Source organism: Massilia sp. UBA6681, from assembly GCF_002454935.1.
Lineage (GTDB): Bacteria > Pseudomonadota > Gammaproteobacteria > Burkholderiales > Burkholderiaceae_D > Telluria > Telluria varians.
On the sequence record NZ_DKJX01000083.1, the window covers coordinates 1 to 5,448 of the forward strand.

3 protein-coding genes and 1 pseudogene are annotated in these 5,448 nt (G+C 64.4%); 3 read left to right on the forward strand and 1 reads right to left on the reverse strand.

Annotated elements, in window-relative coordinates:
• Positions 1 to 47: 47 nt before the first annotated feature.
• Positions 48 to 782 (reverse strand): bifunctional demethylmenaquinone methyltransferase/2-methoxy-6-polyprenyl-1,4-benzoquinol methylase UbiE, encoded by a 735-nt coding sequence (gene ubiE / locus B2R83_RS14025; RefSeq protein WP_209589166.1) that lies wholly within the window; start codon positions 780 to 782, stop codon positions 48 to 50.
• A 123-nt stretch (positions 783 to 905) separates the two neighbouring features.
• Here ubiE and B2R83_RS14030 point away from each other — a divergent pair, with 123 nt between their 5' ends.
• The 3 genes and pseudogenes from B2R83_RS14030 to B2R83_RS14040 all read left to right on the forward strand — a co-directional run.
• The gene (locus B2R83_RS14030) at positions 906 to 3,134 is read left to right on the forward strand and encodes a hybrid sensor histidine kinase/response regulator (protein ID WP_292042357.1); all 2,229 of its coding nucleotides are present in this window, start codon (positions 906 to 908) and stop codon (positions 3,132 to 3,134) included.
• A gap of 223 nt (positions 3,135 to 3,357) precedes the next feature.
• Complete coding sequence (locus tag B2R83_RS14035; protein WP_292042360.1) at positions 3,358 to 4,692, forward strand: sigma-54 dependent transcriptional regulator; 1,335 nt, start codon at positions 3,358 to 3,360, stop codon at positions 4,690 to 4,692.
• 345 nt (positions 4,693 to 5,037) lie between these two features.
• Positions 5,038 to 5,448: pseudogene (locus B2R83_RS14040) on the forward strand (hypothetical protein); the annotation flags it as partial.

A 5,448-nucleotide genomic window follows, 5' to 3' on the forward strand; every position in this document is an offset into this window, starting at 1 on the left:
GAACCATGGTTGCCACGAATTTTTTCATCTTTGCTTCCTCTGTCATCCTACAGTTTGATACCGGTGTGCAATGCAGCCACACCCGCTGTCAGGTTGTGGTACTGGACCCGCTCCAGTCCCGCGTCGAGCATCATGGACTTCAGGGTTTCCTGGTCCGGATGCATGCGGATCGATTCCGCCAGGTAGCGATAGCTCTCGGCATCGCCCGCGATCTTCTGGCCCAGCCACGGCAGCACCGAGAACGAATACAAGTCGTAGGGCTTCTGCAGCGGCTCGATGACTTTCGAGAATTCCAGCACCAGAAGCTTGCCGCCCGGCTTGAGCACGCGGCGCATTTCCGCCAGCGCCTGGTCCTTGTGCGTCATGTTGCGCAAGCCAAAGGCCACGCTGACCCGGTCGAAATAATTGTCCGGGAAGGGCAGCTTCTCTGCATCACACAGCAAAGTTGGGGTCACCAGGCCCTTATTCAATAGTCTATCCCGGCCTACGCGCAGCATCGATTCGTTGATGTCGGTGAGCCAGACCTCGCCGGTGCGGCCCGCCTGCCTGGCGAAGGCCTTGGCCAGGTCGCCGGTGCCGCCGGCGATGTCGAGCACCTTGAAGCCCGGACGCACGCCCGCCTGGGCGATCGTGAACATCTTCCAGGCGCGGTGCAGGCCGGCCGACATCAGGTCGTTCATGACGTCGTATTTCGATGCGACCGAATGGAAGACCTTGGCGACTTCCTGGACCTTCTGGTCCTCGGCGACGGTCTTGTAGCCGAAGTGGGTGGTATTGGTCATATGTGCTTGCGGTGTAGGGTTGCCAACATTATACAAGCTGGCCGCGCCGGCGCCGTTTGGCGGGCCGAGCACGGTACGCTAGCTTTCCTGACAACATTTCAGCTCTTGTATAATCGCCATCCCATGCGTATCCGCAGCCGTCTCCTGATCCTGGTCCTGGCCATCCTGGTGCCCTCCTTCATCGCAGCCGCGCTGGCGGTCAGCTACGTCTATCGGGAAGAGCAGAAATCGCAGGTGCAGAGCGTGAGCGAGGCCACCCGCGCCTTTGCCCTGATGGTCGACAACGAACTGCAGGCGCGTACCGCGGTCCTGCGCACCCTGGCCGTCGCCCCCTCCCTGCACCGGGGCGACCTGCGCGAGTTCTACGAGCATGCACGCGGCATGGCGCCGGCATGGGACACCGTGATCGTGCTGGCCGACCTGGACGGAAAGCAGCTGATCAACACACGCAAGCCCTTCGGCGCGGCGCTGCCGACGCGGCGCTCGTCCAACGTCGGCGAACTGATGCAGCGTGGCGGCCCCGCGGCGACCTACGTGTCCGATGTCTTCATGGCGCCGATCGGCAAGACCTACGACTACACCGTGCAGGTGCCGGTGATGGTGGACGGTGCCGTGCGCTACCACCTGCTGCTGGGCGTCAGCGTGGCGAGCCTGCAAAAGCTGGTGGAGCGCCAGCATTTCCGTACCGAATGGATTGCCACCATCGTCGACCGCAAGGGCGTGGTGCTGGCCCGTTCACGCACGCCCCGGGAGTTCATCGGCAAGCCGGTGAGCGCCTACAGCCGCGAACTGCTGGCCCGGACGCACGAAGGCGTGTACGACAGCCGCACGCTCGACCGGATCGCCGTGCGCGCCTTCTTCAGCACGGTGCCGATGTCGGACTGGAAGGTGTTGGTCAGCATCCCGGTGAGCGACATCCGGCGCGTTCCGCTGGAAGCCGCGGCCATGCTGGCCGGATTGATGGCGGCCCTGCTCGCCGCCGGCGTGCTGGCGGCGCGCTGGCTGGCGCGGCGCGCGATCGGGCCGATCGAACATCTTGGCCTTGCCGCCGATGAACTCGGCCAGGGCAAGGAACCGAGTTACCGCCGCCAGGGCATCGTCGAGATCGACAACGTGGCGCAGCGCATGCTCGATGCCGGACGGCAAATCCGCCAAGCGCAGCAGGACCTCGAGCAGCGCGTGGCCGAAGCCGTCGCCGCCACCGAACGGGCGCAGGGCGCCCTGCTCAAGTCGCAGAAGCTGGAGGCGCTGGGGCGCCTGACCGGCGGCATCGCCCATGAGTTCAACAACCTGCTGCAGACCCTGAGCACGGCGCTGCAGCTGGCCGAATTCAGGAACAAGGACGACAGGGTGGGCGGCCTGCTGCAGACCTGCAAGAAGACCGTGCAGCGCGCCGCCGCCCTCACCGGCCAGCTCGGCTCCTTCGGCCGGATCCAGGAAGCGCGCCAGGAAACGGTGGATGCCTGCCAGCAGCTGCGCAGCGCGCGCCAGCTGATGAGCGGCGCCCTGCGCGCCGACATCGCGCTGCAGATCGACTGCGACGAGCCGGCCAGGCCGATCAAGGTCGAGCCCCTGCAGTTCGACCTGGCGCTGCTGAACCTGGCCGTCAATGCGCGCGACGCCATGCCGCACGGCGGCGTGCTGCGCATCGAGGCGCGCAATGTCGCCCTCGCCCATCCGCCCGCAGGTTCCGCCCTCGAGGCGCTGGCGCCCGGCGACTACGTACGCCTGACCGTCAGCGATACCGGCAAGGGCATGGCGCCCGAGGTGCAGGCGCGCGCGCTCGATCCCTTCTATACCACCAAGGGCCAGGGCCAGGGCACCGGCCTGGGGCTGCCGCAGGCCTACGCCTTCGCCCTGCAGTCGCAAGGCCTGCTGCTGCTCGACAGCGAACCCGGCAAGGGCACGCGGGTGGACATCTGGCTGCCGCGCGCGCAACAGCCGGCGCAAGCGCCGACGCCGGCGCCGGCGGAAGCCCCGCTGCCGCGCGGCCGCGGCACCGTGCTGTTCGTCGAAGACGACCCGCTGGTGCGCGAAGCGGTCTCGCAGGCGCTCCAGGACGCCGGCTTCGAGGTGCTGGTCGCGCATGACGGCGAGCAGGCTGTGGCCCTGCTCAAGGGCGGCGCCCGTCCCGCCGTGGTGTTCTCCGACATCGTCATGCCGGGCAGCGTGAGCGGCATCGACCTGGCCGCCATCGTGCGCCAGCGCGATCCCGGCTTGCCGGTGGTGCTGGCCACCGGCTACACCGAACGCCAGCCGGCGGTTCCCGGCGTACGGGTGCTCGCCAAACCCTATCCGATCGAGCGCCTGGTCAGCCTGTTAGCCAGTGCTGCCGCCAGCAGCAAAAACTGAAATAATGCTGTAAGGCATTGATTCTTGTAGGAATTTTTTCGATGCAGATTACCAACTCAACAATATTTGTGCGCCAAAGAGTGGCCGCTTCTGGTTAAATGACAGTCAACGCGGTGTCGGACGAATCCGGCATTTCCTGTCCGATGTTTTTACCTAAGCCTCGGGCATCCGGCCGACACCGTCGCCTGCATGACCAGTAATAACGAATAAGAACGAGGTTAATGTGTCGGTCAAACGACTCTTATGCATCACCACCGAGGGGAATGCGGGCGTACGCGCCACCTGCGGTGACTTGCGGGGCTGGGATGTGTGCACGGTCGACAGTATCGCGGCCGCGCGCAAGGTGCTTGCACAGCAGCACTATGCGGTCGGGCTGCTGCTCGACGGCGACGGCAGCCTCGAGCACGACGACACCGAACGCTTCCTGCAGCAGCACCATCACATCCGCTGGATCGGCGTGTTCGGGCCCGACCTGCTGCACCGTCCGCAGCTGCGCCAGGCCATCGCCACCCACCTGTGCGATTTCCATACCCGTCCGGTCGACACCGTGCGCCTGCACCATTCGCTCGGCCACGCGCACGGCATGGCCATGCTGGCCAGGTCCACGCCGCCGCACCAGCGTGCTTCCAGCGCGCGCCACATCGACGGCGACTCGGTGGCGATCCGGCGCCTGCGCGCCCACATCGACAAGATCGCCGCAGTCGATGCGCCGGTGCTGATCTCGGGAGAAAGCGGCAGCGGCAAGGAACTGGCGGCGCAGGAAATCCACGCGCAATCGCCGCGCGCCGGCGGGCCTTTCATCGCCATCAATTGCGCCGCGATTCCGCCCTCGCTGATCCACTCCGAGCTGTTCGGCTACGAGCGCGGCGCCTTTACCGGCGCGGCAAAGGACAAGCCGGGCCTGATCGAAGCCGCTTCCGGCGGCAGCATCTTCCTGGACGAGATCGGCGACCTGCCTCTCGACCTGCAGGCCAGCCTGCTGCGCTTCCTGCAGGAACGCACCATCTACCGGGTCGGCGGCACCCGCACGGTGGCGGTCGATGCGCGCGTGATCACCGCCACCCACGTCGACCTGCCCAAGGCGGTGGCCGCGGGACGCTTCCGCGAAGACCTGTATTACCGCCTCAGCGTGTTCCCGATCCGGGTACCGCCGCTGCGCGAGCGCAAGGAAGACCTGCCCTTGCTCACCGAGATCATTTTTAACAAATTTGCCGATGAGAAGAGCCCGCAGCTCAAGGGCATCAGCAAGCAGGCCCTGCGCGCCATGGCCCAGCACGACTGGCCGGGCAATATCCGCGAGCTGATCAACCGCATGCGGCGCGCCATGGTGCTCGCCGAGCACCGTCTGATCATGCCGGAAGACCTCGAGCTGGCGCCCCAGGACGACGCCATCATCCTGCGTGACGACCTTGACCACTCGCGCGGCAGCGCGGAACGCACCGCCATCTGGAACAGCCTGGCCAAGTGCGGCAACAACATCAGCCAGGCCGCGCGCGAGCTCGGTGTCTCGCGCATGACGCTGTATCGCCTGATGGCCAAGCACTCGATCGCTCCCTGATCACGCCTGTCCAGGCGTTTTCTTCTTCATCTTTTCCTACATGTTCGAAGCAGGCGCAGCCTCCGCGCCTGCTTCTGCACGCCTGTGCGCGCTGTTACAGGCTGATACAGTCTGGTGACAATCCTGTGACAACTGTCACAGCTTTGAGACAGCTTTTTTCAAAGTTATTGAACTGCCTCATCAACCTAGTCCTACAAGCTTGCTCAGCATAAAAATCATCAGATTAATCAAGGACTTGCAAAATATTAAAGAGCTGGCACGCAAACTGCTAATGGGAAGATGGACCGGTGGCATGGAACGCCGGGCATCTCAACTTTTTCAGTGACACACATAGGGGAGTAACAGATGAAGCGCACTATTCTGGCGATCGCGATCGCTTCGGCATTTGGTCTGGCCCACGCACAAGACGGCAACACCACCGTTGACCGCGTCCGTGGCGACAACACGCAAACCACCAGCATCGACCGTTCGAACAACAGCACGAACACGACCGACAACACCAACAACAGCACCCGTACCAACACCACGACCAATACCGACAGCAGCGACCGCTCGAACAACAGCGACAACTCGGACAACAGCACCCGCACCAACACCACCACGAACACGACCAACACCGACCGTTCGGACAACAGCGACCGTTCGAACAACAGCGACAACTCGGACAACAGCAGCCGCACGAACACGACCACGACCAACACCGACCGTTCGGACAATAGCGACCGTTCGGACAACAGCGACCGTTCGAACAACAGC

What these genes read in the sequence shown, in the direction of transcription:
- B2R83_RS14030 (WP_292042357.1), top strand. Translation starts at nt 906, where the DNA reads ATGCGTATCCGCAGCCGTCTCCTGATCCTGGTCCTGGCCATCCTGGTG.
- ubiE (WP_209589166.1), bottom strand. Translation starts at nt 782, where the DNA reads ATGACCAATACCACCCACTTCGGCTACAAGACCGTCGCCGAGGACCAG.